The 25,050-nt window shown below is 55.0% G+C and carries 24 protein-coding genes and 1 pseudogene; 11 read left to right on the top strand and 14 right to left on the bottom strand.

Annotation, left to right across the window (positions count from 1 at the left end):
* The first annotated feature begins 254 nt into the window (after positions 1-254).
* Positions 255-2,354, top strand: a complete 2,100-nt coding sequence (locus SELIN_RS13685) for an AAA family ATPase (protein WP_013505044.1) — start codon at positions 255-257, stop codon at positions 2,352-2,354.
* Positions 2,355-2,634: 280 nt separating this feature from the next.
* Positions 2,635-4,098 (top strand): DUF2779 domain-containing protein, encoded by a 1,464-nt coding sequence (locus SELIN_RS02025; protein WP_013505043.1) that lies wholly within the window; start codon positions 2,635-2,637, stop codon positions 4,096-4,098.
* Positions 4,099-4,137: 39 nt separating this feature from the next.
* Here the strand turns inward: SELIN_RS02025 and SELIN_RS02020 are convergent, their stop codons facing one another.
* The 3 genes from SELIN_RS02020 to SELIN_RS02010 form a co-directional block, all read right to left on the bottom strand.
* Entirely contained in the window at positions 4,138-4,806 is a 669-nt protein-coding gene (locus SELIN_RS02020; protein ID WP_013505042.1) for a hypothetical protein, read from the bottom strand.
* The gene (locus tag SELIN_RS02015) at positions 4,799-5,500 is read right to left on the bottom strand and encodes a hypothetical protein (RefSeq protein ID WP_013505041.1); all 702 of its coding nucleotides are present in this window, start codon (positions 5,498-5,500) and stop codon (positions 4,799-4,801) included. Before SELIN_RS02015 ends, SELIN_RS02020 begins: the two co-directional genes overlap by 8 nt.
* 74 nt (positions 5,501-5,574) lie before the next feature.
* Positions 5,575-6,117, bottom strand: a complete 543-nt coding sequence (locus tag SELIN_RS02010) for a hypothetical protein (protein ID WP_013505040.1) — start codon at positions 6,115-6,117, stop codon at positions 5,575-5,577.
* Between the two features lie 98 nt (positions 6,118-6,215).
* Here SELIN_RS02010 and SELIN_RS15490 point away from each other — a divergent pair.
* From SELIN_RS15490 to SELIN_RS15195, 3 genes and pseudogenes are all read left to right on the top strand, one after another.
* A pseudogene (locus tag SELIN_RS15490) lies at positions 6,216-6,316 on the top strand (Fic family protein); the annotation flags it as partial.
* Between the two features lie 95 nt (positions 6,317-6,411).
* The gene (locus tag SELIN_RS02005; protein ID WP_013505039.1) at positions 6,412-6,717 is read left to right on the top strand and encodes a helix-turn-helix domain-containing protein; all 306 of its coding nucleotides are present in this window, start codon (positions 6,412-6,414) and stop codon (positions 6,715-6,717) included.
* A 226-nt stretch (positions 6,718-6,943) separates the two neighbouring features.
* The gene (locus SELIN_RS15195) at positions 6,944-7,945 is read left to right on the top strand and encodes a type II toxin-antitoxin system HipA family toxin (protein ID WP_343122651.1); all 1,002 of its coding nucleotides are present in this window, start codon (positions 6,944-6,946) and stop codon (positions 7,943-7,945) included.
* A 450-nt stretch (positions 7,946-8,395) separates the two neighbouring features.
* Here SELIN_RS15195 and SELIN_RS01995 read toward each other — a convergent pair whose 3' ends face one another.
* The 5 genes from SELIN_RS01995 to SELIN_RS01970 form a co-directional block, all read right to left on the bottom strand.
* The gene (locus tag SELIN_RS01995; RefSeq protein ID WP_041725871.1) at positions 8,396-8,866 is read right to left on the bottom strand and encodes a hypothetical protein; all 471 of its coding nucleotides are present in this window, start codon (positions 8,864-8,866) and stop codon (positions 8,396-8,398) included.
* Between the two features lie 521 nt (positions 8,867-9,387).
* The gene (locus SELIN_RS01985) at positions 9,388-9,930 is read right to left on the bottom strand and encodes a hypothetical protein (protein WP_013505038.1); all 543 of its coding nucleotides are present in this window, start codon (positions 9,928-9,930) and stop codon (positions 9,388-9,390) included.
* A 470-nt stretch (positions 9,931-10,400) separates the two neighbouring features.
* A complete protein-coding gene (locus tag SELIN_RS01980; RefSeq protein ID WP_013505037.1) occupies positions 10,401-10,931 on the bottom strand; it encodes a 3-isopropylmalate dehydratase small subunit in 531 nt (176 codons plus the stop codon).
* An 11-nt stretch (positions 10,932-10,942) separates the two neighbouring features.
* On the bottom strand, positions 10,943-12,226 hold the full coding sequence (locus SELIN_RS01975) for a 3-isopropylmalate dehydratase large subunit (RefSeq protein ID WP_013505036.1): 1,284 nt from the start codon (positions 12,224-12,226) through the stop codon (positions 10,943-10,945).
* Positions 12,227-12,422: 196 nt separating this feature from the next.
* Positions 12,423-13,046, bottom strand: coding sequence for a hypothetical protein (locus SELIN_RS01970; RefSeq protein ID WP_013505035.1), 624 nt, complete (start codon positions 13,044-13,046; stop codon positions 12,423-12,425).
* A 183-nt stretch (positions 13,047-13,229) separates the two neighbouring features.
* Between SELIN_RS01970 and SELIN_RS01965 the strand changes: the two genes are divergently transcribed.
* The 3 genes from SELIN_RS01965 to SELIN_RS01955 are packed head-to-tail and all read left to right on the top strand — an operon-like array spanning position 13,230 to position 14,463.
* Positions 13,230-13,481, top strand: coding sequence for a hypothetical protein (locus SELIN_RS01965; protein ID WP_013505034.1), 252 nt, complete (start codon positions 13,230-13,232; stop codon positions 13,479-13,481).
* Between the two features lie 3 nt (positions 13,482-13,484).
* Positions 13,485-13,685, top strand: a complete 201-nt coding sequence (locus SELIN_RS15190; protein WP_013505033.1) for a hypothetical protein — start codon at positions 13,485-13,487, stop codon at positions 13,683-13,685.
* Entirely contained in the window at positions 13,660-14,463 is an 804-nt protein-coding gene (locus SELIN_RS01955) for an RNA methyltransferase (protein WP_013505032.1), read from the top strand. Before SELIN_RS15190 ends, SELIN_RS01955 begins: the two co-directional genes overlap by 26 nt.
* A gap of 12 nt (positions 14,464-14,475) precedes the next feature.
* Here the strand turns inward: SELIN_RS01955 and SELIN_RS01950 are convergent, their stop codons facing one another.
* Positions 14,476-15,858 (bottom strand): sigma-54-dependent transcriptional regulator, encoded by a 1,383-nt coding sequence (locus SELIN_RS01950; protein ID WP_013505031.1) that lies wholly within the window; start codon positions 15,856-15,858, stop codon positions 14,476-14,478.
* Positions 15,851-17,302, bottom strand: a complete 1,452-nt coding sequence (locus SELIN_RS01945; protein WP_013505030.1) for an ATP-binding protein — start codon at positions 17,300-17,302, stop codon at positions 15,851-15,853. The genes SELIN_RS01950 and SELIN_RS01945 overlap by 8 nt, the downstream gene beginning before the upstream one ends.
* 223 nt (positions 17,303-17,525) lie before the next feature.
* Here SELIN_RS01945 and SELIN_RS01940 point away from each other — a divergent pair, with 223 nt between their 5' ends.
* From SELIN_RS01940 to SELIN_RS01930, 3 genes are all read left to right on the top strand, one after another.
* On the top strand, positions 17,526-17,906 hold the full coding sequence (locus tag SELIN_RS01940) for a DUF4168 domain-containing protein (RefSeq protein WP_013505029.1): 381 nt from the start codon (positions 17,526-17,528) through the stop codon (positions 17,904-17,906).
* A gap of 139 nt (positions 17,907-18,045) precedes the next feature.
* A complete protein-coding gene (locus tag SELIN_RS13670) occupies positions 18,046-19,188 on the top strand; it encodes a M23 family metallopeptidase (protein WP_013505028.1) in 1,143 nt (380 codons plus the stop codon).
* Entirely contained in the window at positions 19,131-19,556 is a 426-nt protein-coding gene (locus SELIN_RS01930; RefSeq protein WP_013505027.1) for a bactofilin family protein, read from the top strand. Before SELIN_RS13670 ends, SELIN_RS01930 begins: the two co-directional genes overlap by 58 nt.
* A 70-nt stretch (positions 19,557-19,626) precedes the next feature.
* Here SELIN_RS01930 and SELIN_RS01925 read toward each other — a convergent pair whose 3' ends face one another.
* The 4 genes from SELIN_RS01925 to SELIN_RS01910 all read right to left on the bottom strand — a co-directional run bounded on the left by SELIN_RS01925 (position 19,627) and on the right by SELIN_RS01910 (position 24,771).
* Positions 19,627-20,622 (bottom strand): 4Fe-4S dicluster domain-containing protein, encoded by a 996-nt coding sequence (locus tag SELIN_RS01925; protein WP_013505026.1) that lies wholly within the window; start codon positions 20,620-20,622, stop codon positions 19,627-19,629.
* Between the two features lie 15 nt (positions 20,623-20,637).
* Complete coding sequence (locus SELIN_RS01920; RefSeq protein WP_198007107.1) at positions 20,638-21,285, bottom strand: TorD/DmsD family molecular chaperone; 648 nt, start codon at positions 21,283-21,285, stop codon at positions 20,638-20,640.
* Positions 21,286-21,431: 146 nt separating this feature from the next.
* Positions 21,432-22,214: a 4Fe-4S dicluster domain-containing protein gene (locus SELIN_RS01915; RefSeq protein ID WP_013505024.1), complete on the bottom strand. Its 783-nt coding sequence runs from the start codon at positions 22,212-22,214 to the stop codon at positions 21,432-21,434.
* A 19-nt stretch (positions 22,215-22,233) separates the two neighbouring features.
* A complete protein-coding gene (locus SELIN_RS01910; protein ID WP_013505023.1) occupies positions 22,234-24,771 on the bottom strand; it encodes a molybdopterin-dependent oxidoreductase in 2,538 nt (845 codons plus the stop codon).
* Between the last annotated feature and the right edge of the window lie 279 nt (positions 24,772-25,050).

Raw genomic sequence — 25,050 nt, 5'->3', positions numbered from 1 at the left:
GCTCCTGAAGCACTTTTCAACTGGACGGTATCTCCTTACAGCTTACTGAAATACCTCAAATCATGCAGGCAATTGAAAAATGCTCAGGTGCAAGGTGCTCGCGGAGCGTGGAATGAAGCATACTCCCCGTACGTTGCAATGACGCGCGACAGCGGGCAACACCGCAGATGGGGGTTTTTCAGCAGCCTGCTAAGCGACACATCCTGTCGCCGCCCTATGCCATTATGCCCCCACAAACACTTCAGGAGGGCGACATGGATCGGTTCGAACAACTCACCATCTGCCAGTATATCCTCAACATGCTTCAGGCCAGGGCTTTGCAGAGTGTGCGCCAGCTCACAGAGGTTGTAGATTTTCTTGATGCCCGCAGTGAGGATATCGGCTTGCGTTTGCCGCCGTCCCTTTCCGAATTGGCCAACAGCGGCTATGATGATCGCCCCAAGGCCGACAGGAGCAGCCGAAAGAAAGTCCATGGAGCGCTTGTAAAGCTTCTGGAGGCTGCGGTAGCAGAGCTGCCAAAAACCCTTCCGGGCATGCTGGAGCGCAACATTCGTCAGCTCTGCAAGGCCCTTGGGCTGGAGGAGGTTGACCAGCAAATTCTGGGCATTATGTTGCGCTGTGACTGCTATGAGCCACTTGAAGAAATACTCAACTCCTGCTACCGAAAATTCGACAGTGTTTCCAGCACGCTTGCCGTCTTGCTCGGCGTCAAACGCGACTTCATCAACAGCAGACTCAAAGCAGGCGCACCATTGATGAGTCTTGGCATCGTTGAAAAGCTGGATCAGCGGTCCCGCCACTTTGTACATTCATACGAAGTGGGGAGCGCCTTCACCGATGCCATTTATGCATCTGAGGGCGATGCAGAGGATATCTGCCACTCCATCACCGGCAATCCCCTCCAGGCAAACCTGCGCTGGAGTGACTTCGAACACATGGCTTTCACGCGCGAGAAGCTGGAGAGGTTTCTGACCCAGGCAGCGGGAAAGCGCCTCAAGGGCGTCAACATTCTCATCTACGGGCCACCGGGAACGGGCAAGACCGAGTTTTGCAAAACCCTGGCCCAGCGCCTGAAGATGGAGCTCTATGCGGTTGCAGAAAGCGATAGTGGCGGAGAAGAGCCTACCCGCCGCGAGCGCATCAGCTCCTATAACCTCTGCCAGCGGCTCTTTGCCAACAACGGCGGCAAGCTTCTGCTCTTTGACGAAATTGACGACCTGTTTGACATGTCTCCGTTTGCTGGACTCTTTGGTATTTCCCCTAAAGGCCGCTCGTCTTCGAAGGTTTACATGAACCGCATGCTGGAGGAGAACCCGGTCCCCACTTTCTGGATCATCAACAACGTCCAGCTTCTTGACGAGAGCATTGTGCGGCGCATGTCCCTGGCTATCGAAATGCCAAATCCCCCGGCAAATATGCGCAAGAAGCTCTGGCGGCGCATTATACGCAGCCAGAACATCAACCTCGGCAACAGGGATATGGAGCAGCTATGCCAGGTGGATGTCTCCCCGGCCATAGCCAAGAGCGCCACCATTTACGCCAGCGCCATGGACAACACGCTGGACGACTTTCGCTTTGCCGCTTTCGGCCTGATTAAGGCCATTAACGGCGGTAAGGAGAAAGCAGAAGTGGGGTCAGGCGGGGCAAACCAGCCGTATATGGAGAGCCTTACCAACTGCAGTACAAACCTTGAAGAGCTGACCAGCGCTCTGATCAAAAGCCCCTCCAGAAGCTTCTCCCTGTGTCTCAGTGGCCCGCCAGGTACCGGGAAAACCGCCTACGTGCGCCACCTGGCCAATAAACTGGACATGCCCGTTCTCGTCAAGCGCGCCTCCGACCTGCTGGATATGTATGTGGGCCAGAATGAACGCAATATCGCAGCCGCTTTTGCGGAAGCACGGGACACGGAAAGCTTTCTGGTCTTTGACGAGGCCGACTCCCTGCTTTCCGATCGCCGGAACGCTGTGCGCAGTTGGGAAGTCTCCCAGGTCAACGAAATGCTGACCTGGATGGAGTGCCACCCCCTGCCATTTGCCTGCACCACAAACCTGATGGATCGCCTCGACCAGGCATCACTGCGCCGCTTCACCATCAAGTGCCAGTTCACCTACCTCAGCGCTGCACAGGTTGCCCAGGCCTGCAGGCACTTCCTGGGCATTCGGGTTCCCATGGAAACGCTGGGCGGACTTACGAGCCTGACACCGGGAGACTTTGCCGTCGTGAAACGCAAGGCGGAAATCCTTGGCAAGCTGCGCGACCAGCAGTACCTGCTGAATATGCTGCGCGAGGAAATGGCGGCCAAAGAGGGAGTGGCGAATGCCAAAGGCATTGGGTTTCTTTCCACTTGCGGTTGAGGAGTTCATGGCGTATTTGCGCCAGTATGGCTCCCACCCGCGAGCAGTTATTGAAGTGGATTGAGACTGCGGTTACTCCATTGCCCCGTGTATCCTTCCCATGAAGCAGGACACATGGGGCAATTGTTTTACTGACAAAGAGCGGTTTTATCTTTATTTTACCTGGTGCATACGTAACTATTCACGGGATACGGCAACTAAATAAGAGGGTCTCACACAAAGCCCGCAAAGCCCTACCAAGAAAGGCTGTTAAGAGAGAAAACCATATCCAGGAGGGCCAATGCAGCACCTTTCCAAATCCCGTATCATTGAACACCGCCAGTGTGCCAGGCGACTCTGGCTGCGTGTACATCGCCCCGACCTCGACACCCAGGCATCCACATCTGCACAGAGCCGCATGCAGGCAGGAACCCACGCCGGGGAAGTTGCCTGCAGCCTCTTTCCTGGTGGAAGAATGATCGAGGCGGAAAAGCTGAGCGATGCCATTGCCCTCACCACAGACCTTTTGAACAGAAAGCCGAAACCAACACTTTTCGAAGCCACCTTCAGCCATAGCAGGGTTCTGGTGCGGGTAGATATTCTGCAACCGGTTCGTGGCGGATACGACATTGTGGAAGTAAAGTCGTCAACTGAAATCCAGGGCTACCATTTGGAAGATGCCGCCATCCAGGCCTGGGTATGCCAGCAGGCAGGCCTTCCCGTAAAAAGGACCCAGCTTGCCCATATCAACAAAACCTTCGTGTACCCCGGCAAACAACAATACGATGGCCTCTTCACCTTTGCCGATATAACCAAAGACACAGATGCCCTGCTCAAGCAGGTTCCCCACTGGACCAAAGCAGCATTTGCCACCCTGAACGAAAAGAGTGAGCCCATAATCGAGCCCGGCAAACACTGCAAAGAGCCCTTTGAGTGCCCATACGTGGAGCACTGCGCCCATGAATACAAAGCCGCAAAGTATCCCCCGGAAGACCTCGGGAATCAGGGGAACACAATAAACAGGCTGCGGGAACAGGGTTACACCGATCTGCGCAAAGTGCCCAAGGCCTTGCTTGGAAACAACAAGAAGCACCTGCGCATCTGGCGTGCCTGCCGCAGTGGCAAAGCAGAACTCGACCCCGCAGCCGGGGAACACCTCCGTTCGCTTGCATATCCCCGCTACTTCCTCGACTTCGAAACCATCCAGTTTATCGTTCCCACCTGGAAAGGCACCCGCCCTTACCAGCAGATACCCTTCCAGTGGTCATGCCACAAAGCAGGCAAGAACGGCACCGTCAGCCACACCGAATTCCTGGACATCAGCGGCAAAGACCCCAGCAAACCATTTCTGGAGACGTTAACTCCCGCCCTTGGCAAACGCGGGCCAATTTTCGTGTACAGTCACTTTGAAAGAGATAGGCTGAAAGCGCTTGCCATCCGCTTTCCAAAATATGCCACCGACATTGAAGCCATTCTGGAGCGTATGGTTGACCTGCTGCCTCTTTCCAGGGCGCACTACTACCATCCCGCCATGCATGGCAGCTGGTCAATCAAGGCCGTACTGCCCACCATCGCCCCGGAGCTTGATTATAGCGCCCTGGAAGGCGTGCAGGATGGAGGAGAAGCCCAGCAGGCTTACCTGGAAACCATACATCGCCAGACAACTGGCGAGCGCAAAACAGAATTGCAGCAGGCCATGCTGGCCTACTGCAAACTGGATACGGAAGCATTAGTGAAGCTGGTGGAGTATTTTGAAGGGCATTAATCCCCCCCGCTCTGCTTTCAGAGTGGGGAGAATCCAGGATCAGCTCTCAGGCTCACACTGGCGCATCTTTACGCGGAAGCCATAATCTTGCGAAGGCTCATAGCGGACAATACCCTCAATATCAACCAGTTTAGCACCTTCTACCCCTTGACCTTGGATGAGAGCAAATATCGGGTTGACGATTTTCTTTCTTATATCATCAAGGTCGTTGATTGAGGTCAATAACAAACTATAACCCCACTCTTGATCGACCCAAGGCTCAGCCTCAGGATTCCAGTTGAACAGTACTTCGTCTTGAAGTTTAAGTCCTTCATCATCCCACGATGGGACCATGTAATACTCATCAGTAAAAACAACATAGCCATCCCAGAACATAACGTGCAAAAGTGGCTCCTGGTTATTATCTTCTTTTGTCGACATACCATCGCCAGCTAAACTCACCTGCAGGCAAATATATCGTTTGGGGACTGTCTTGTCCTTTCTCCCCCCTATCCCAAGGTAACATGCGTAATCCTTGACTACCCAGTCATTGTCGTCTGATCGCCAATCGTATTCCCAGTCGTCGATGCTTTTCACAACTGCATGTTCTTCAATGGCATTGTTGATTTCATGCTGAATCATCTGGAAAAGGCTTTCAACTTCCCTCCCAACATTCTCGATCAGCTCTACGCTCTTTTTGATACTAGTGCCAATACTTATTTCACTCATGGGATTCTCCTTTCCAGAATACATTGCCCTGGCTAAAGGTATGATGAATAGAGCTCATGTGTCTGAAGCCAAGGAATCGGCGAATATTCAGTCTGTCCAGCGCTCTCTGAACCTGAAGTGCCCAAGGGTGTAATTCATGTAGATTGTGATCACGCTGAATTTGCTCAATAATACCTAATATCTGATACCAGCTGATGGGAAGCAATTTCCCCGCCCAGTTATCTCTTTTTGCAAGGGCAGTCTGAGCCCCACTTGTCTCAATACCAATAAACATGTGCCAGCCATAATTTCGCTCATTTCCGAAAAGGTACCTCTCCCATTGATCGTGTAATTGCCACTCTCCACTGAGTGGTGATCTCCACTTGAGCTCCACAAGCAATGAGTATTGTCTATTACCTGGCCATGTCAGCTTGACATGCAGGTCTGGCTCAATTCTTTTACCGTCGCGCCATCTTGAGGGCCAAAAAACCATTTCTGCTTTTTCAGGATAGCCCTCAGGTAAACCTGGTGCGCTGCGTGCACGCAATAATTCGCACCAGAACCGGGCGGAAACTGCTGGCGGCAGCAGCGCCAAAGGGCCAAGTAAAATTGCCGTCAACTCATCTTCCTCGTGTACTTTTCCTTGGCCATCTTCACGATGGCCAAGGTAGCGCTTGTAGAGAGTACCCTTTTTCTGCGTAATCGCATGCAGCATTCATATCTCCTTCCCTTGCAAAACATACAACGGACAGTCTATGTGCAGCATAGTACCATGCATAACTCAGTAAGTCACTCCGACGCAGCCGAATACAGAAAGGCCCAGACGGTTTCCAGGGGCTGGTTGCTGTACACACTTCTGATCATACTGTAGTCGTCATCAGGCAGGTGTTGCTGAATGGGCTGGCCGGTTTCCCGGTGGGGTCCACTGAGCTGCAGGCCGCTGAAGTGCAGGTTGAAGGTTTTGCCGTCCTTGGATACGGCGAATTGCGCCACATACTCCATGCGGGTATCCTGGAAGTACTTTTTGGCCACCGCCAGCTGTTCAGCCGTGATTTCCATTCCCATCCACCGCGTTCCCTGGAATGCGTCGTAGTGTATTGGGCCACTAAACTCCACAATCTGCCGTCCCTGGGGGTCGGTGAATGTTTTCCATGAGCTCCGCCGGAAATACTGGTAGCCCTGCAGGGCATCTTCCACGGTGACTGACGGGTCAAGCTGCAGGGTGCCCTTGCGGACGGTTGTTTCCACGTCATCCTGCCCACAGCCACTCATCAAGAGCGCCAGAATCCCCACAAATACGACAATGATGGTTGCCTGAAATTTCCCTCTCATACTGCTCTCCTTTGATGTTTTTCTAACTCTGGATTGATGCTACAACAGCCAGGCGACAACCTGCGTCGCGTAAACCGGAAAGCATGAAATTCCAGGAGATACACGGCGAATTCGTCATGATTCACCCCTTTGCCATGGCAACGGTCGGACTTCACGTTTGCTGATGAATCTGGAGCTGATGACAGCAGGCTTTCCACCTGACTCCCTCAGGGAAATCGTTGCATTGCATTGACTGCATTTTGTGGATAATATATTATCCGTAGATAGCGAAAATACCACTCAGGGGCTATTATATTGGCTATATATTCAGCAACTCCACGGGAAATACAAAGAGACTTGCAGCAGCGCTTCCGGGAGCGTCGTCTGCAGATGAAGTTGACCCAGGAGGGGCTTGCCCAGCGCTCGGGGGTGAGCCTTGGCTCCCTGAAGCGCTTTGAGCACACGGGGCAGATTTCCCTGGAATCCCTCCTCAAGCTGGCCCTGGTGCTTGGGTGTCTTGACGATTTTTCTGCTGTTTGCGATTCGCAAAATCGGTCACCCCAATCCCTTGATGAACTGCTGGCTGCCAGCAAAACACCCAAGCGGGGCTCCCGCACATGAAGGTCTTGCCCGTTACACTGCTCAACGTCTTTTTTCACCACGGCTTTTCTCCGCCGGTGCGTATGGGGCGACTGGCTTTGTCCCAGCGCCGCATCGCCTTTGAGTACGACCCTGAGTTTATCGGCCACTCTCTTGAGCTCTCCCCTTTCAAACTCCCACTGCAAGCGGGGGTCGCTTTGGCGACCCCAAGGTATTTGACGGGCTTTTCGGGCTCTTCAATGACAGCCTGCCTGACGGGTGGGGGCGATTCCTGCTCGATCGTCAGCTGCGCAGGCATGCTATTGACGTTCGCCGCCTCACGCCCCTGGACCTTTTGACACTTATTGGGGTCAATGGCATGGGCGCGCTGAGTTACCAGCCTCAGCAACATGTTGTGAGCAGCACGGCACCTGGGGAGATTTCACTCGATACGCTCTGTCGTGAATCCTGGGAACTCCTGCAAGGCAATGACAGCACTTGTCTCGAAGACCTGCTCTTGCTCAGCGGCTCCTCGGCAGGGGACAGGCCAAAGGTAATGGTAGACGTGGTAAACGGAGATATCGTAAGGGCAGGCTCAGGTACTGCAGATGCAGAGAGCTGGATAGTGAAATTTCGGGCCACATCAGATCCAGCTGATATTGGGCCAATAGAGTATGCCTATAGCCTTATGGCCCAGGATGCGGGCATTGAGATCCCAGCCACAAGGCTTTTCAGGACGGAGCGTGGCATGTACTTCGGTATAAGGCGATTTGACCGCGCTGATGGCAGGCGCATCCATGTTCACAGCTTTGCCGGATTGCTGCATGCCGACCACCGCACTCCCTGCCTGGACTATGATGATGTCCTCAAGGCCACCACACTTGTCACCCGTAGCTTTCAGGAGACGCAAAAAGCCTTTGCCCTGGCCTGCTTCAACGTGCTCTGCCACAACCGGGATGATCACAGCAAGAATTTTTCCTGCCTGCTTGACGATACCCGCCAGTGGAAGTTTGCTCCCGCATACGACCTGACTTTCTCCTATGGGCCAGGTGGTGAACACAGCACCATGGTGATGGGCGAAGGACGCAATCCTGGCAGAAAGCACCTGCAGGAGCTTGGCAAAGCCCATGGAATCAAATCGGCAACAGCAATACTTGAGCGGGTGCGCTCAACTGTTCTGCGCTTCAGCGAGTTTGCCGAACAGGCTGGTGTGAGTGAGCACTCAGCAGCCTCGATAGAGGCTGCTATCCAACGCCAATGCGCTTTATAGGAATCACAAATGACCGGTTCATCGTAACCCAACTTGTCACTAACGAAGAGATTTTCACACAAAGCCCACAAAGGCGCAAAGAAAGGCAGTTAAGAGCTTGCAAAAACACTTCAAAATAAACAGGCAATTGAAAAATGCTCAGGTGCAAGGCGCTCGCGGAGCGCGGAATGAAGCGTACTCCCCGTACGTTGCAGTGACGCGCGAAGGCGAGCAACGCCGCAGATGAGGGTTTTTCAGCAGCCTGTAAATGAACGGGAATAAACGCGAATGGGGGAGGCAGACTTGCCTTTGCCATCACGAAGCTGGCGCGTCAAAGGCACACCTCATTTTGATGGTTCGAATACCCAATGGGGCAACCCTGGGATCAAAAAGCTATTTTCTATAACCGGGCCCGTCCAACAAACGGTTCAGATCGTGGTTCGCTTCGCGAGCACAATTTAACCTTATCCGTTAGCCATTGCTACCTGTGAACTTGGCAGTAAGCCAAGCAGTTAACGCGGCCACAGCGATTGTTACAACTAAACCAAATATCCCGTCTTTGTGCTCGCTGTACCACAGCTCAATTCTGCCCCGCATGGAGGATAAACGCTCCGCCCGTAAAAGACCGACAGGTTGAAGCTGAACCTTAAAATGCATGCTAAACCCAGAAGGGCGGCTAAATTCAAGGCAACCACATGCCTGTAATATTGTTAATTCTTTATCTACCAATGCTCTATCGTGAAGCTGTTGATTTAAATACGAATTCTCTCCTTGTGTCTTCGTGACTGGATAGTCAATCTTTTTCCACCCATTTTCGATTCGCCACCCATCAATTCCGTGGTGGATCACCCAGGCAAGCTCCCCCGAATTAAACGTAATGTCTTCGTTCAGTCGAGGAGAGTGCTGATAAATGCCAAGTAGTATTTTATCGCTCGTCTTCATGATTTTTATCTCCCATCATGAAACTCTGGCTGCAACCCTTGTAGAAACGATAATTTTTTACATAGACGTGCATTTGTCCAAGTTTATCCGACAAATATGCACTCTGCAAAACCGTACCATTCCAAGCCTTATGCCAGGTTCAGCTTGCATGGTAACACAGTAAGCATTACGCGAAAATGACAATCCATGGCATGAAGATGTAGGTTTCCCCATTGTTTTTCTCCTTAGCGACTGGCGTGACGGACTATATGCTTGCATGCAACACAATAATAACCAGGTAGTAACTGTTTTCGTCGGAGTGTATCACGATGGTAATTTTGAGGTTGGCATGTATGCGAAGCCTGATTTCGATCCGTGGGTGTATAATGAAAATATCAAGTATGCTGCGATCAAACTCCCTTTACAGGAAGTAGATTTGGACTTTCTTCGTGGACATGTGTGCGATGCCATTAACAGGGTACTTGGCACATAATAATGCCTGCGGGCCTACCCTCATACTTGCGAGGGTAGGCCATACCTTCTTACTCCGTCGCAGCCGAATACAGAAAGGCCCAGACGGTTTCCAGGGGCTGGTTGCTGTACACACTTCTGATCATACTGTAGTCGTCATCAGGCAGGTGTTGCTGAATGGGCTGGCCGGTTTCACGATGGGGTCCACTGAGCTGCAGGCCGCTGAAATGCAGGTTGAAGGTTTTGCCGTCCTTGGACACGGCGAATTGCGCCACATAGTCCATGTGGGTATCCTGGAAGTACTTTTTGGCTACAGCCAGCTGTTCAGCCGTGATTTCCATTCCCATCCACCGCGTTCCCTGGAATGCGTCGTAGTGTATTGGGCCACTAAACTCCACAATCTGCCGTCCCTGGGGGTCGGTGAATGTTTTCCATGAGCTCCGCCGGAAATACTGGTAGCCCTGCAGGGCATCTTCCACGGTGACTGACGGGTCAAGCTGCAGGGTGCCCTTGCGGACGGTTGTTTCCACGTCATCCTGCCCACAGCCACTCATCAAGAGCGCCAGAATCCCCACAAATACGACAATGATGGTTGCTTGAAATTTCCCTCTCATACTGCTCTCCTTTGATGTTTCTCAAGGCATGTGGAGAGCTTACCAGGGAATAGCGACAAGGCGTGTCGCATGCACTTGACGGGCAACAAGCTTTACCAGCAAGACGTTACGGCCTACCGCTGTTGATTTGTGGGAATCATTCAGGGTTTTCGAATACAAGAAAGACAATTTCCTCTCGCGGAGAAGATGGGCTGCCATATCAATTCCCATTGTATTTCTCTGCGCTCCCCGCGTCCCGAGTGAGCAAAGCGAACAGACGTACAAAGCCCCGCTGCCATGATGGCAGCGGGGCTTTGTGCAAATACGAAAAACCGTTAGCAGTTTGCTGAAGTACCCCAAAAACACGCAGGCAATTGAGGAACCCACAGGTACAAGGCGCCCGCAAAGCAGGGAGTGAAACGTACTCCCTGTACGTTGCAGCGACTTACGACAGCGGGCAACGCCGCAGATGGGTTTTTTTCAGCAGCCTGTCAGTATTTCTGATCGGCGAAGGCAACCCAGCCACCGGCGCGCACCAGGGCTTCGTCAAATTCGTTGATGGTGTAGCTGAAGGTTTTGCTCTTGCCGCCGCCTTTGACGTACAGCTCCTTCTTGTCCAGGTCGGTGGTGATTTCCACGTCCCCGGCACCGGCAAACTCCTTGAAGAGGGTGTCTATATCGCCAGCGGAGAGTTCAATGGCCATCATGCCGCCGTTGAACATATTCTGGCGGAAGATGCGGGCGTAGCTCTGGGCGATGACCATGGTGATGTCGTTGACTTCAAAGGCCCAGGGGGCGTGTTCGCGGCTGGAGCCACAGCCGAAGTTTTCCCGGCTGACGACAACGCGGGCATTGGCCAGGGTGGAGCCTTTGGGGTCAAAGCCTTCCAGTTTCAGGTCTTCCAGCAGGTAGGGCTTGAGCGCTTCCTTGGTCAGTTCGGTCAGGTATTTGGCGGGAATGATTTCGTCGGTATTGATGTCATTGCGGTCGAGGAAGAGGGCGGGGCCGCCGAATGTCTTCATGTATGCGCTCCTTACAGGTATTTGCGGGGGTCGGTGATATGTCCGGTAATGGCGGCAGCGGCTGCGGCTGCGGGGCTCATCAGGTGGACCATGCCGCCTTTGCCCATGCGTCCGTTGAAGTTGCGGTTGGTGGTGGAAGCGCAGGCTTCACCTTCGGCCAGGACACCGTTACTCATACCCAGGCAGGCGCCGCAGGTGGGGTTGGTGACGCAGAATCCGGCTTCCAGGAAGATGTCGATAAGACCCTCATGGTTGGCCTGCTTGAAGATGTCGGGGGTGGCGGGGGAGAGGATGCCGCGCACGCTGTCGGCGATGGTTTTGCCCTTGAGGACGGCTGCGGCTTCGCGCAGGTCTTCAATGCGTCCGTTGGTGCAGGAGCCGATGTACACCTGATCTATTTTACTGTCGGTCATCTGGCTGACGGGCTTGACGCAGTCGGGTTTGTAGCCGTAGGTGCACATGGGTTCCAGGCTGCTGGCGTCAATTTCCAGTACCCGCTCATACTCGGCATCGGCGTCGGGCTGCCACTGCTTGTAATCTTCCAGGGCCGCTTCTTTGGAGGGGTAGTCGTCCTTGATGAAGGGCCACAGGTATTCCACGGTGGTCATGTCGGGGGCGCAGATGCCACTGGTGCCACCGGCTTCGATGGCCATGTTGCACAGGGTCATGCGCGATTCCATGGAGAGGTTTTCCACCACGTTGCCACCGAATTCAATGACCATGTCGGTGGCGCCGTTGACGCTGATGGTGCCGATGATATGCAGAATCACGTCTTTGGCGTAGACGCCCTTGGGCAGCGTACCGTTGACGTTAATGCGCAGGGTTTTGGGCTGACGGAAGGCGCACACGCCCTTGAGGATGCCCACTTCCAGGTCGGTGGTGCCGACACCGGCGGCAAAGGCGCCGAAGGCTCCGTGGGTGCAGGTGTGGGAGTCGCCCATGATGATGGTATAGCCGGGGCGCACAAAGCCCTTCTCGGGGAAGATGGCATGGCAGACGCCGTTGCGCCCGATGTCGAAGAAGTCCTTGATACTGTGGCGGCGGGCCCAGTCGCGCAGAACCTTGCCCTGCTGGGCGGTTTTGGAGTCTTTGGCGGGGGTGACGTGATCGATGACCGCTTTGATCTTGTTGGGGTCGAAGACACGATCCTTGCCAAGGCGTACCAGGTCGTCTATGGCGATGGGAGTAGTGATTTCATGGCAGAATACCATATCAAGGCTGAGCACCTTGGTGCCGGGGAACGGTTCATCGCGCAGATGTGCGTCAAAGATTTTTTGCGCTACGGTTTTACCCATGTACGTCTCCTGAGTCTGATTTTGACGTATCTTACTGCGCACCCTGAACCAAGTCAAGAAGGGGCTTGAACAGCAGGTTTTCCTGCAACACCCCTGGTTTGCGTGACTTCACCCCGGCACCCAAGGGGAGTTTCTTTCACGAAAAAAAGCGCAGGCCAACAGGACGCTGCGCTTTCAGAACTTCTCTCATCTTCGCTTATTCAATTCCCATGGAATCAAGCTGCTGCTGAAAATTCTGGATCATGACCTTTTTCTCGGAGAATTCTTCCATGCGGATGCTGCCGAACTCACTGGCAATTTCCAGGCGAATCATCACTCGCTCTGTAACCTGCTGATAGGAGAAGTTCTCTTCGCTGAAGATGTCGCGGAACTCTTTTTCACCGGGATTATGCTCACCGATGATCATGCCCACCTGACGTTTGACGTTGGCCAGAACCTGCTCAATGGAAAAGTCAATCTGCAGGGAAGAGATGATGCTGTCCTCAAAGCCTTCCGTCGCCGCTCCCCACGCCTGCAGGAGTTCGTCAGAGGCGCTGGCCGGAGGAAAGTTCAGCAGGGAAGTGAAGGCATCGCTCTCGCTGTTCAGGGCCTGCTTGGCATCGGGATCCAGCAGCGCCATGACTTTTTCGTGGGTGAGTGTGTGGAGTTTATCGGCAAGACTTGATACAGAAATATTTTCTGCTGCCTTGGCAGTCTTTTCTGCAATCTTCTGGAGGTCGACTTCGTTACTCTTCGTGGGGCCCTGACCCTTACGCACAAGAGCATCGTGGGCTCGCGGACTGCTGTTGAGTATGGATGCCAGGGACGAGGTGATGTTCATGGGAACCTCCTGATGTTGGTGTTTGCCAGTATACCCTGCATGATCCTTGCCACTTTCCCGGGATGCTGGAGTTTCAGGTCAAAAACCCTGCCTTGCCCCCGTCGCCATTTCCCATTAAGATGCCCACAGTTTTCAGCGGCATACCCGACAACAGCACCAACCTTTCCCCGGAAGGAGCACCCGATGCAAAAGCGCATTCACACACAGGGAGAATTGTTTGACGAGCTGCGCAAGCTGCCCGACGAGGATCGCGACCATCTGATGCTGGCTCGCTATGATGGTGGGATCTTCCTGGAAACCATCCTGGAAAAAGAGCATAATTATGGCCTCGCCATCAGGGACTACTCCAACCGCCAGCTGGTCATCGCCTTCGGCATGCTCAAGGATGGAGCCTCCATGGAGGAGACCCTGAGAAAAATTCGTACGGAGTACTGATACATGGAAGATTTCAACAAGCCGCGCTGTGCCGTCCTTGAGTTTTACGGCCGCGATGTCTGGGAAAAGGCCGTCGAGGTGACGGGCGACCCGCGTTTTGTCTACTGTCAGGGAGAAAAGTGGTGGGATGAATTTGCCGTCGCCCAGGGCTTTGGCCACCTGGATGAGGGGGGCAGCTTTGTCCGGACCAGCCCCCGCAGCTGAGGAGTCCACTGGCTGGAAGAATGGTGTCTGGGTGCTCCTCAACAATATAGAGGGACCGGTCAATCTTGGTTTTATCAGCCGCGCCATGGCCAACACCGGCTTCGCGCAGCTTCGCTTCTGCGGGCCAGTCAGTGCCGATGACCCCGATGTACTGCGTTATGCCGTTCACTCGGGACACCTGCGGGAGAATTTTACCAGAGTAGAGGATATCGGCGGGCTGTGCCGCGCCATGGATGTGGTTATCGGCATGAGTCCCCGTCAGCCCTGGTCTGACGGATGCGACATCACCCTTGACCAGCTGCCCGCTCTGGTTGGGCAGCACACTGCTGCCCACAAACGTGTAGGGCTGCTTTTCGGCAATGAAGCCCATGGCCTTGATAACGCTGCCCTGAGCCACTGCCGCTACCGTCTGGCCCTGCCCACCGACTCCGGCTACACCAGCATGAATCTGGCCCAGGCCGTGCTGATTGTGCTGTGGGAGCTGCACCGCCACGGCGCTTCTGGCGTCGGCATTGACCCGTCCATGCCGGCCGCTGCCCCGGCTTCCATGCGCGAGCAGTTCCTGGAGAAGCTGCGCCAGTATCTGGAGCTTATCGACTACCTCGATCCCCAGAACCCCGACCACCTGTGGCAGGAACTGGCGATCATGATCCGTAAGCGCGACTGGAGCGAGCGGGAGCTGACGCTCCTGATGGGTCTCATCCACACTTCCCGCAAACGCCTGCTCAGTGCCGGGCACAAGATCAACACGGAAAATTCGCGCCACCCTGCTCCATAAGCCCCACTCCTGCTACTCCTCCACACCCAGTTTGCGATAGAGGGTTCGCCGTCCGATGCCCAGCACGCTGGCGGCCCGCCGCTTATTGCCCCCCAACTGCTCCACCACATACTGTATGTAGCGACGCTGCAGTTCTTCCAGACTCAGAAAACCGTCCTCGCCCGTCAGGGCAATGGGAAAAGGGGCAGAGGGATCGCTGCCGCTGCGGTACTGCCGAATACGGGCGGGCAGATGCTGCGGCTGAATCCGGCTTCCGCGACAGAAAGTGGCTGCTCGCTCCATGGCATTTTGCAGCTCGCGCACATTTCCCGGAAAAGGATACTGCCGCAGTTTGCTGAGCGCCTCTTCGCTGAATCCCTGGAAGCGACGCCCCAGGCGCTGCTCCATCTGTTCCAGGAATCTGGCCGCCAGGAGTTCCAGATCATCACCCCGGTCCCGCAGGGGCGGAACGTGCAGCGCGAAGGTCTCCAGGCGGTAGAAGAGGTCTTCGCGAAAGCGACCCTGACGCATCTCCTCTTCAAGGTCACGGTTGGTAGCCGCCAGCACCCGCACATCGACTTTCTCCTCCCGGTTCCCCCCCACCGGTCGCAGCACCCCTTCCTGAATGACCCGCAGCAGCTTGGCCTGCAAAGGCAAGGGCATCTCGCCGATTTCATCCAGCAGCAGGGTTCCGCCATGGGCATCTGAGATCAGTCCGCGGCGCTCGGAGCGCGCTCCGGTAAAAGAACCGGCAACATGACCAAAAAACTCACTTTCCATGAGATTTTCCGGTATTCCCGCACAGTTAATGGCCACAAAGGCCTCTTGGCGGCGCTCACTTTCCCGGTGAATGGCCCGCGCCACCAGCTCCTTGCCTACGCCGCTTTCGCCGGTTATCAGTACCGGCCCATATGCCCTGGCTACCTGGCGAATCTGGGCATAGAGGTGGGTCATGGGATCGCTGTGGCCAACCATGCCATGAAAGCTCTCCTGCGTCGGAGCCAGGCGCAGTGCGGCCAGCTCCTGACGCAGCAGGCGATTTCCCAGAACCCGCCGGACACTGAGCATCAGGTGCTCCAGGTGCAGTGGTTTGGTCAGGAAATCATCGGCTCCGGCTTTGAGAGCCTGCACGGCCTGGCTGATGGTCCCGAACCCCGTGATCACAATACAGGCTGGTGGGGTGTCCTGCCTCTGGAGCGCCTCAAGAAACTCCAGCCCAGTCATACCCGGCAGACGCAGGTCGCTGATCACCAGATCCACTGCCTGAGCCCGCACCATGCGCAACCCCTGCTCCGCGGTCATTTCGCGGAACACCTGGTAGCCTGCGTCGGATATTTCATCCAGCAGCAGCTGAGAGAGGCTCTCGTCATCCTCCACCAGCAGAATACGGTATTGGCCGGGATCAAAATCACCCATGGGCGGCTCCCCCCTGCCCTATCGGCAGCACCACCTGAAAAAGTGCTCCGCCAAGGGCACTCCGTCCCACTTCAATGGTCCCACCGTGCTCCTCTATGATTCCATGGACGACGGCCAGACCCAGACCGGTTCCCTGCCCCACAGGCCAGGTGGTAAAGAAGGGCTCAAAAATGCGATGGCTGATGGACTCAGGAACACCAGGGCCGCTGTCTTCCACGGTGAAGCAGAGTCGATGGGAACACACCTCCCATGCAAGGTGAACTTCCCCGCCGGGAGCGGCCTCCATGGCGTTTTCCAGCAGATTCACCAGAACCTGCTCCAGGCGAATGGGATCAGCCCGGAAAAGCGGAGCGGTGCTCTCCCCGCGAAGCTGCAGCCTCACGGCGCTGCGCTTCTGCCGGTCTGCCAGGGCACTGGCAGCGCTCTGAGCCAGCCGGGCCGCAGAGGTGTTCCGGCAGTGCATGCTGTTCGTGCTGAAGTCCAGCAACTGGCGGACAATGTGCTCCATGCGCTGCACCTCATGGCGAACCTGCTGCAGGGCCTCCCGGCCATGTTCACACATATCCTGGCGGCGCAGTGCGCGCTGAGCCTTGCCGTCAATCACGCTGAGGGGAGTTCCCAGCTCATGGGCAACTCCCGCCGCCAGCTGTCCGATCGCCGCCAGTTTCTCTGTCTGCCGCAGACGCTGCTGCAGGCGCTGTTCCTCTTGACGCCGGGATTCAATCTCCCGCTGCGCCTCTTCTATGCCATCCAGCATGGAATTAAAACTTCCCGCCAGGGCCATGATCTCCCGAGGGCCTTCGACAATTGAGCGATGGCGGATATCTCCCTGCTTCACGCGGTGCATGCTGCTGACCAGCCGACGGAAAGAGATTCCCAGCGCCCGGTGGTGCCCGTAGAGCACCAGAACTGCCGTGACGAGAATACTGAGCCCAAGAGCACCGATAAACCACAGGCGCATTCTGGCGATATACTCCTGAAACTCGCTCTGCTGGCGAGTCAGCTGCAGCAGACCATTAATGCGTCCTCCCGAGTCGGTAAGGGGGACGAAATACGAATACACATCCTGCCCGGCAACCTCCCCATACTCGCCATGGCGTTCGCCGCCAGCGGCAAGCCGTGAAAGCACCCGTTGACGGGGCGCGGGGTCTATCGCCCCAGCCACGGCGATTCTCTGGCCATCGGCGTCATACACATAGGCGCTGTACACCCTGCCAATGCGAAATGCCGACTCCAGCGCCCGCAGCACACTGCCACTGCGATCGCGTTCCAGCGCGTGACTGATGGGCAGGCGAATGGCACGGGCAACCAGCTCAAGATCCTTCTGCATACGCTCTTCCACATGGCGCTCCAGGGCGCTGAAGGTCAGGTACCCCCCCACTCCCATCAACACGCCCAGGGGGATGACAATATAGAGAATCAATCCAAGTCGCAGACTGCCCATAGTCAGCTCCATTTCCACGGCGCGGCCGCGCCATTATGTCTCATGTGCCATATGTATACACTTTTTTCCCCGATATTCCAAGTCATCCAACGGGATCAGACAAGGCGAAATGCCGCAACAAAACAACATAGCCTGTCCATCCGCAAACTGGCATACCATGTGCTCTACCCCTGGGCAGCGGAATACCCCATGGGGGATATCCAAAACCTACAGGAGGATTCTCATGAAATCATACCTTCAACTCCCCGCAACGATCGCCTTTGCCTTCGCCCTGGTCTTTTCCGTCACCTCGATCGCCTCAGCCCAGCAGGCTCCACACCAGCAGGTGGAAATGCGTGACGTCAGCAGCCAGGAAATCCGGCAGGTCTCCGAAGCCTATGTGGAAATTTCGGCCATCCAGCAGGAGTACCAGGCGAAACTCGGCAACGTCCAGGATCCTGAAGAAGCACAGCGTCTTCAACAGCAGGCTAACGAAGAGATGACCCAGGTTGTGCTTGATAGCGGCATGGAGGTGGACGCCTATAATGAAATCATGCTGATGGCACAGATGAACGAAGAGCTGCGCGGTCGCATTCTGGAAAAAATCGAACAGCTGCAACGCTGACCACGGCGCCCGGCATGGCACTTTCCCTGCGGTGCCGGGTCTTTCTTTTTGTGCTCTTTCGCGACTATTTCTTAAAATAGAGCCCATACTATGCGCAATACTTTTCAAGTACACTCATCCTGTGGTATAGATACCCATTATGAGTGAAGCACGCCACAGCATAGAACGCCACCGCAAACAGATTCAGCATAAACGCCAGCGCAAGATCAATGACGAGCAGTACATCTACCTCTCCACCGCTTCAGGTTCGGGAGGAATGGTTACCCATCGCAAGCTCTCGCGCCTGGTGGTACTGGTATTTGCCTACCTGGTCATCATAACGGGCGTGGCACTGTATTTTATTTTTGAAACAAAGCTCAGCCATCAGCGCATCCTCACCCTTCACGACAAGATCGGATTCCTCAATAAAAGCATCGACGACCTCATCGACGAAAGCGCCCGCAAGGAGAGCGCCCTGGAACTGGCGCAGCTTGAGCTGCAGGAGAACTACTCCCTGCTCAACCGCTACAAGGAAGAGCTCTCCCAGTACGTTCTGCTCAATGAGAATTTCATTCTGCAGGGCGCCCTGCGCCGCGTTGACGACCCCAGCGCCAATCGCGCCATTGAGCGCGAGCTGACCTTTGCCCGCTCACAGCTGCAGCGGGTGGCCAGTCGCGTCATGGATATCGAAAGCAAGCTGGGGATGTCCCACAGCTCTTCGGTCAAGGAGGCCTCCCGCCTGACGGTTGATGATGTCTACGCAAAAATCGACAGTATTGAAAATGAAATCGTCCTGCGCAACAATCTCATCAAGGAGCTTCCCGTCTCCTTCCCCACGGAAGGACGCATAAGCAGCCGCTACGGCCCACGCATCCACCCCATCACCGGGCGACCTTCATTCCACGCGGGCTATGATATCGCCAATGTCGAGGGAACTCCGGTCTTCGCGCCTGCTCCCGGCGTGGTCTCCCGTGCCGGATACGACAATCTGGCGGGGAACTATATTGAAATCCGTCACCAGCACGGTTTTACCACCCGCTATATCCATTTGTCAGAATATGTGCTAGAAAGAGGCGATCAGGTACTAGGAGGCCAGCTTATCGGCTACATGGGCAACACGGGAAGGTCAACCGCCTCCCACCTGCACTATGAAATCCACTACCGTGGCAGACACGTAGATCCCAGGGGCTTCCTCTACAGCTCCATTCTGAATCTGCATACATTTTTCTCATACCCGGAGGTCAAATGGCGATATTCTCAGCTGAAAAAGAGTCATCAGGAAACAACAGCAAAAGTGAACTGACACCTACCGTCATCGGTAACTGCGATACCGTTGTCGGGGAGATACGCTCCGAGACTGATGTGTTTATTGATGGAAAGTTCAAAGGCGACATCTACGCCAAGAAGACCATCAGCGTCATCACTGGCGGCAATGTCGACGGAACATTCAATGCTGATAAAATGGTCATTTCCGGTAAAGTTCAGGGGGTTGTTCGCGCCAACCAGGTCGTCATTAAAAGCGGCGGCTATTTTGAAGGCGAGATGGCCTACCGCATCCTCATCATTGAGGAGAATGGCTGGTTTGAGGGCAACTGCACCCTCCTCAAAGAGGATATCATCATTGAGGATCGAACCGGATCCGGCAGCACCAAAGACGCGGCGTCTGCCTGAAAAACCGTACACTCAAAAGCCCGGAGCACAAAGATGCTCCGGGCTTTTTCACGTTGACATGGGGCGGTTCTCAGGGATTTTCTTCCGCCAGCACAACCACTTCAAGCTCCACGGACCCTTCACGTAAGCCAAAAATACCGATGGCAAGCTTCGGGCAGAACTCTGCGCATACGCCACAGCCCGTACACAGCGTTGACGCAAACGAAAGCCGCCGCAGGCCGCTTTCGTTATCGTCCTCCATAATCAAAGCGCCTGTGGGGCAAATGGCACTGCACGCCGAACACACGTTGCAGTTCTCCGTGACACGGGCACCGTAATAGGCTCGCGCCACCACCGGATCGACTTCCCCTGCGCGCTGCTGCTTTTCCACCTGATTCAGCAGGTGCCGCTTGAAAGGCAGGCGCTTATCGCTGTAGGAGAGACTCTGTGAGCTCTCGCCATGGAGCTGGTGGAACATCCGCGCCGTCTCCTCCGTGGCCTTTTCCCGGAAAAAAGTAAACAGACCGCGCCGTCCCACCGCCTTTTCCTGAAACCTGAGCTGTGCCGGATCGTCGATCAATTGCAGCTCTCCGGCCGCCGGACCAATTTCCTTGATCCGCTGGCGCAGAACCTCAAGTGCAGGGGCATTGCGACAATCCGCACAGCGGGTGAGGTTCAGCTGAACCGGCTTTTTCACAAAATGCCCCAGAGCAATCAGATGTTCGGTGGAAAGAAAACCCACGCAGGGAACGCTGGCATGGCACTTGACCTCACCGGCACGAATCGTACAGCCGAGCACGGGCTGCTCAACCTCCCTGAGCTGCTTTACCATCAGGGAAAAATCCGTATATTTCACCTCTATCGCCTCGTTCACACAGGTGGAAACGCACAGCATGCACTCCGTGCAGACATCGTGGCGCAGCACGAGGGCCGGTTCCACCTCTATCGCGCCCTCTGCCGGACAGATATCGACGCACTGGCGGCAGGCATTCTTGAAAAACCGCATGCGCAGACACCGCGATGTCTCCAGCCGCAGTGATGAGCCCAGGCGATTGACCGTCTCCAGCAAAGCATTGGGGTCTATCATAGCCCCACCAGGCCTTTATTCAAATGGACTCTGCTTCGTCCAGTGTGTTGACTCTGCGTAGGCGCGCAGTGCTTTTGCCAGTGCGCAGTAGAATTCATTATCGGTACCATTCAGAATATTCTCACAAAAAGGTTTCAACCAGGGAAGCAGAAAGTTATCCAGAAACATCTGCTGCGTCAGCGAGATGTTCTGAGCCTTCTGCAGATCATTGATCTGCAGGTACTGTGCCTCCTGGAAGAGCAGATAGTACATGAATTCCAGCTCGGCCACAATATGGTCGGGAGCGTCTTTAAAGCTCCCGTCAATGGACAGACCATTCTCGCGGTAAATCTTGATGACTTCCAGGGTGGAGTCCCCCATCAGCTGCCGCTCCTCGTCCAGATACACCGACCCGTAGGGTGGCGCAATCAGTTCCGCCGGCCCCACAAACAGCTGTGCATATTCCACCAGGAGCTCCTGATCATGGTATTTCTGCAAAGCAGGCTCGAGAGCCGTAAAGAACTTCAGCTCATCGGGGCAGACCTTTTTCACTATTTCGGTGAGCTGCGCAAAAATTTTCTCGGAAGTAAACAGCTCCTTTTCCGGCTCATAGAACAGTGCCGCCAGCAGCTTGAAGCCATTGGCCCGCTGCGCTTCGTACTGGGCATATTCGAAAATTTCCACGTGACTATCCCCCATATAAAAGAGTTTCCTTCTCAGCACCGGACTCAAGCTCTGCGCTCATCCACAAAAATCCCCTGCTGAAAGGGAAAGAAAAGCGGGTGGGGGGATTATACCCACCCACCCGCAAAGTTCAATGATCAATCAGCTCAGCGCGCAGCATACTTGCGGATGTAGATCACATTCGGCTTGATGCCTTCACCGGGCTTCTGGGTAGCTCCCTTGTTGTCCTTCAGACAGACGGCGGTGCTGGCATACTGCTTGAGCAGCTTGCTGGCTTCGCTGTTGGGGTTGTCCAGATCGCCGAAGGTGCGGGCTTCTGATGGGCAGGCCTGGGAGCAGTAGGGCTGCTGGCCACTGGCCACCAGGTGCTCACAGAAGATGCACTTTTCCACCTTGTTGGTGGCGCGCACAGGATTGTAGTCGGGGTGGCTGAAATCCGTGCGGTAGGGAGGCGTTCCGCCGGATTTGGCCGCGATTTCCGCGCCGGACGTGGAGCCCTTGAACAGCTCGGTCTTGTCCTTGTATTTCGCCTGTACCTCACCACGGTTCATGTGGATAACATTGTACTTGGCCGCCTTGTCGGCATCCAGGCTGGCAACGGTGTAAGGGCAGGCAGACTGGCACATGCCGCAGCCGATGCAGCGGGCTTCATTGTGCATGGTGATGCCATTGTCCTTTTTGTACATGGCCTTGGGGTTAACGGGACAAGCCGTAACGCAGGGAGCATCGGTGCAGTGGTTACACAGGGTGGGGTACATGGTGTACCTGGCATTGGGGTATTTCCCTTCAATGCTCTCGCAGTAGTCCGCCCAGTTGAAGGTCTGCCCATCTTTCGGATCATCTGTATTATTCTGCGTCTTGCAGGCCAGGCCACAGGCACCGCAGCCAGCGCACTTCAGCAGATCTATAACCATTCCGTATTTAGCCATTACTCAGTCCTCCTTCCCCTCAGACCTTTTCGATCTTGACGCCGGTAAAACCACCATTACGCGCGGTGGAACCGGTGATACGATCGTAGTCATCGGGCATGATTTCATTGAAGTTGGCGCCACGGGGTTCAGCCTTGGCGAAGTCCTTGGAAGCGAAGCGACCGAAAGCGTGGTGGCCCTGACCATAACACTTGGCGGCAACTCCGGGACGCACACCCTCCCACAGGCGGGCCTTGACAGTCAGGCTGCCGATGGTGGACGTGACGCGTACCATGTCGCCATCGCTGATACCCAGCTTTCTGGCGTCATCTGGGTTGAGCTGGATGACGTCTTCCTGGTTGACATCACCGGGGTCGCACTTTTTGAAGGCGTAGTACCAGCTGAGGTTGGCGCTGCGGCCCTCGCGGTTGAGGCGCGACTTCATGTCGATGAGGTCAAAGGGGTACTGGCGACGGTCGCCATGGCGTTTGGGTGTTTCGTAGTGGGGAACAAAGGCTTTTTCACCGCGAGCCTCATAGTTGGTCAGCTCCATTACCTTGTCTACAGTTGTGTTGTGTTTGGCAGCGTGGGCCTCCAGTCCCTTCTTGAGGGTTTCGCTGTAGAATTCAAACTTCTTGGTTTCGGTGGGGAAGCCTTTTTCCCACTTCTGACGGAAGGTGAATTTTGGTGAGTTGACGACGCCTTTTTTACGGAAATCTTCCCAACCGTTCAGCTTGTCGCCTTTGTAATCCTTGTTTTCCTCCGGATCCCAGGCTTTTTTACTGCGGATCTTGGTTGCGTAGAGGGCGAACTCCAGGCTGTTGGTGGGATTTTTGCCGGTTTCGGGGTCCTTGTATTCATTGTAGAGCCAGTCGTACATGTTGGAGAAGCCCTTGGCCTTCAGCTTCTCGGCCAGCAGCCAGGTGACCTCGGTCTCCGTTCCTTTGACGTCGAACATGCGCTCAATGACAGGCTGCTGAATGGAGATATGTCCATAGAGGTTTGCCTTGCTGCGCACAACTGCCCAGTCTTCCGTATGGTGCAGGGCGGAGGGCAGCACGATGTCGGCAAAATAGGTCATTTCCGAGAACATGGGCACGCAGTGCACGAAGAAGGGAACTTTGGCCATGGCCTTATCCCAGCGCGCCCCTTCGGTTGTGGAGAAGTTGAAGTTGCAGAAATAGCCGATGGCAACCTTGATGTCGTAGGGATCTTCGGCCAGGATGGCATTGGCAACGTTGTTGGTTACAACACCTGAGCCAGGGCGGGCACTTCCCATGGCAGGCATTGTCAGCGTACCGCGCTGGTCAATTTTTGGCTTGCCAACATTGGCTTTGGCAACATCGTCCTGATACTTGTCGAACTTGGGATAGCTGCTGGATGGGGCACCCATGCCGGTGCACAGGCCTCCTTCGCTGTCGGTGGCGCCCACCAGGCCATTGAGAGCGTGGATAGCCATTACGGTATAAGAGCCACGTGGGTGCATGTATGGGCCATACCAGATGCCACACTGGGGAGCAGCAGCGGCAAAATCCTTGGCAATGCGCTCAATCTGACGGCGGTCAACGCCGGCTTCTTTGGCAGCCCAGGCGGCATCCTTGTCCTTGAGTTCAAGGTTCCACCACTTCACCAGGCCGTTGGTCAGCTTCTCATCGAAATCCGCTTCATTAACGGTGCGGCCTTTGCGAAACTGGTTTTTTCCATCCTTGAAATCACCGCAGAACTCTTTGTTCCACAAACCATTGACCAGGATGTAGTGGGCCATGGCAATGGCAACGGCCCCATCGGTTCCGGGCTTGATGGGCATCCATTCCTGGGCTTTGGCAGCGGTGTTGTTCATGCGGGGGTCGATAACCGCCACCTTACCATTTTCCAGAACCTTGTTGATCTTGCGGATGGCATTAGGGATCTGACGGTTGGAGGAAAGAGGATCACAGGCCCAGGCAATCAGGTATTTCATGTTGTCCAGGTCGTAGTCGCGATAGCCCCAGAAGCCTTCAGTGGCCATGGAGCCCATTTTCTCCACTTCGGCACAGATGGCACTGTGGGAGATGTTGTTGGGGGTGCCGATCATCTTGGGCAGATCACCGTAGAAAATCTGGTTGTGATCGGAGTAGCGGCCGCGCATCAACAGAAACTTGTGGGTTTCGTTGTTTTTGCGCAGCTCCATGATCTTGTCGGCAATGGTGTCCATGGCCTCGTCCCAGGAGATGGGCACAAATTTGGGATCCTCGGTGCGACCTTTCTTGGGGTTGGTACGCTTCATGGGAGTCTTGATACGATCGGGGTCGTAGATCTGCTGCAGAATCAGGTGACCGCGCACACAGCAGTAACCGTCATTGGCCTTGCTGAGCTGGTTGCCGCGCACCTTGACGGCACGTCCATTCTGCACAAAGATTTCAATGGGGCACCAGGTAGTGCAGCCCTGGCAGGTGTTGGGAATCCACTCACCAGCAGCCTCACTCATGTTGCCTGCACCACTTCGTGTCTGGGCGAAGGCGTTGAGAGTGGGAGAGGTCATGGCAACAGCACCGGCTGCCGCACCTGCCTTCAGAAACTCACGTCTTTTAATCCGCATTTCTACCTCCTTAAGATAGATGGGGTAATGGGATACTCATCCATTGGCGAGAAGAGCTTTTCTTCACAAGGACACCAAGCAGATGGGATACCTGTGATGCATACGATAGGAGAGTGAGCAGTGAAAAACCATCGGTGAAAACCAGCTTTTTGCTCAGGGGAAAACCCCGAGAAACCCAATAAACCATTCCCTCACAGCCACATAGACACACAAAGAAAAATCCTTGTTCTACTGGACGCCCCCGCCAATAGCCTTTATATTTCCCACTGAGATTCTATT

This window comes from Desulfurispirillum indicum S5 (genome assembly GCF_000177635.2).
Taxonomy (GTDB): domain Bacteria; phylum Chrysiogenota; class Chrysiogenetes; order Chrysiogenales; family Chrysiogenaceae; genus Desulfurispirillum; species Desulfurispirillum indicum.
This window is presented reverse-complemented; position numbering and strand designations above follow the sequence as displayed.

Coding starts and splice junctions, on each gene's coding strand:
- SELIN_RS13685 (WP_013505044.1), top strand. CDS start 255: ATGGATCGGTTCGAACAACTCACCATCTGCCAGTATATCCTCAACATG.
- SELIN_RS02025 (WP_013505043.1), top strand. CDS start 2,635: ATGCAGCACCTTTCCAAATCCCGTATCATTGAACACCGCCAGTGTGCC.
- SELIN_RS02020 (WP_013505042.1), bottom strand. CDS start 4,806: ATGAGTGAAATAAGTATTGGCACTAGTATCAAAAAGAGCGTAGAGCTG.
- SELIN_RS02015 (WP_013505041.1), bottom strand. CDS start 5,500: ATGCTGCATGCGATTACGCAGAAAAAGGGTACTCTCTACAAGCGCTAC.
- SELIN_RS02010 (WP_013505040.1), bottom strand. CDS start 6,117: ATGAGAGGGAAATTTCAGGCAACCATCATTGTCGTATTTGTGGGGATT.
- SELIN_RS01995 (WP_041725871.1), bottom strand. CDS start 8,866: ATGAAGACGAGCGATAAAATACTACTTGGCATTTATCAGCACTCTCCT.
- SELIN_RS01985 (WP_013505038.1), bottom strand. CDS start 9,930: ATGAGAGGGAAATTTCAAGCAACCATCATTGTCGTATTTGTGGGGATT.
- SELIN_RS01980 (WP_013505037.1), bottom strand. CDS start 10,931: ATGAAGACATTCGGCGGCCCCGCCCTCTTCCTCGACCGCAATGACATC.
- SELIN_RS01975 (WP_013505036.1), bottom strand. CDS start 12,226: ATGGGTAAAACCGTAGCGCAAAAAATCTTTGACGCACATCTGCGCGAT.
- SELIN_RS01970 (WP_013505035.1), bottom strand. CDS start 13,046: ATGAACATCACCTCGTCCCTGGCATCCATACTCAACAGCAGTCCGCGA.
- SELIN_RS01965 (WP_013505034.1), top strand. CDS start 13,230: ATGCAAAAGCGCATTCACACACAGGGAGAATTGTTTGACGAGCTGCGC.
- SELIN_RS15190 (WP_013505033.1), top strand. CDS start 13,485: ATGGAAGATTTCAACAAGCCGCGCTGTGCCGTCCTTGAGTTTTACGGC.
- SELIN_RS01950 (WP_013505031.1), bottom strand. CDS start 15,858: ATGGGTGATTTTGATCCCGGCCAATACCGTATTCTGCTGGTGGAGGAT.
- SELIN_RS01945 (WP_013505030.1), bottom strand. CDS start 17,302: ATGGGCAGTCTGCGACTTGGATTGATTCTCTATATTGTCATCCCCCTG.
- SELIN_RS01940 (WP_013505029.1), top strand. CDS start 17,526: ATGAAATCATACCTTCAACTCCCCGCAACGATCGCCTTTGCCTTCGCC.
- SELIN_RS13670 (WP_013505028.1), top strand. CDS start 18,046: ATGAGTGAAGCACGCCACAGCATAGAACGCCACCGCAAACAGATTCAG.
- SELIN_RS01930 (WP_013505027.1), top strand. CDS start 19,131: ATGGCGATATTCTCAGCTGAAAAAGAGTCATCAGGAAACAACAGCAAA.
- SELIN_RS01925 (WP_013505026.1), bottom strand. CDS start 20,622: ATGATAGACCCCAATGCTTTGCTGGAGACGGTCAATCGCCTGGGCTCA.
- SELIN_RS01915 (WP_013505024.1), bottom strand. CDS start 22,214: ATGGCTAAATACGGAATGGTTATAGATCTGCTGAAGTGCGCTGGCTGC.
- SELIN_RS01910 (WP_013505023.1), bottom strand. CDS start 24,771: ATGCGGATTAAAAGACGTGAGTTTCTGAAGGCAGGTGCGGCAGCCGGT.